This is a genomic window from Yinghuangia soli (assembly GCF_021502675.1).
Classification (GTDB): domain Bacteria; phylum Actinomycetota; class Actinomycetes; order Streptomycetales; family Streptomycetaceae; genus Yinghuangia; species Yinghuangia soli.
In genome coordinates this window covers 1-1,267 of sequence record NZ_JAKFHA010000087.1, presented here as the reverse complement: position 1 = coordinate 1,267, position 1,267 = coordinate 1, and the positions used below count along the sequence as shown (strand labels likewise).

Annotated in this window: 1 protein-coding gene; it reads right to left on the bottom strand. The window is 69.7% G+C overall.

The annotated features are described in order from the left end of the window. Positions 1–42 precede the first annotated feature (42 nt). A complete protein-coding gene (locus LZ495_RS43650; protein WP_235058868.1) occupies positions 43–1,164 on the bottom strand; it encodes an IS630 family transposase in 1,122 nt (373 codons plus the stop codon). Between the last annotated feature and the right edge of the window lie 103 nt (positions 1,165–1,267).

Here is a 1,267-nt window from a genome sequence, read left to right as displayed (position 1 = left end):
CCTAGTGCTGTGACCGGAAAGGTTCGCCGGGTTGCCGGTTGGTTAGGCGGCTTGGGTGAGGGGGCGTCCGCCGTAGCGGACGCCCTTTTCGCTGCGGACGCGGGCGCGTTCGCGGCGTTGTGCGGCGAGGAGGTCCGGGTCGCGGGTGTGGGTGTTGCGCCAGCGCAGGTAGGTGTGCAGCGCGCGGGTCTGGACGGTGTGGTTCGGGTGGTTCGAGTTCGCGATGGCGAACTGCCGCAGCGGACCGAAGTGCGCCTCGATCGGGTTCGCCCAGGACGCGTAGGTCGGGGTGAAGCACAACTCGACGCGGTGGCGTCGGGCCCACCGGCGGATGCGCCAGTTCAAGTGCGCGGACAGGTTGTCCAGGATCACGTAGATCGGGGCGCCGTCCGGGCGGGCCTTGCGGATCGAGCGCAGGGCGGCCCAGGTGTTCGTGATGCCCTTGCGCCGGTGGTTGACGCCCCACAGGGTGTCGTCGCCGACCGAGTAGCAGCCGTGGAAGTAGGTGACCCCGTGGGTTCGGCGGTAGGTCGCCGGCAGCCGGTCCGGGTGTCCGACGGGTGCCCAGCCGGCCCCGGCAGTCGGCCGGATCCCGAGCGGGCCGAACTCGTCGAAGGCGAACACCCGGTCCGGGAAGCGGTCCACGACGTCCTCGATGCGGTTCAGCTTGGCGTCGAAGTCCGGGTCGTTCGACTCCTTCCAGGTCTTCGTGCGCTGGAAGGTGATCCCGCGGCGGGCCAGCAGGGCGCGTAACGCCTCGCGGCCGATGCGTATGACACGGCCGTGCACGTTGCGCAGGTAGGCGGCGAGTTTGCGGATCGACCAGCGGGTGAACGGCCGGCCGAGCGCGGTCGGGCGGGTGGCGGCCGTCGTTGCGACGAAGTCCTCGTCGTCACGGCTGAGCAGGCGGGGACGGCCTCCCGCCCACCGAGGGTCCAGGCTGGCCATGCCGATCTCGTTGAACCGGTGGACCACGTCACGGACGGTGTCCTCGTCCGCCTGGACCAGCCGGGCGATCACCGGCACGGTGTTCCCGCCCGCGGACGCGAGCACGATCATCGCCCGACGGAACCGCACCGCACTCGTCGTCCCACGTCGGACGATGCGCTGGAGTTTGCGTCCCTCGTCCTCGGTCAACCTTCGAACCTTGACCGGCTCTGCCACCGAACCCCCAAACACCGGTTGGATATTGAAGACATCCAACCGGCGCCCGGCACGTCGAAGCCAGCCCAGCAACCCGGCGAACCTTTCCGGTCACAGCACTAGG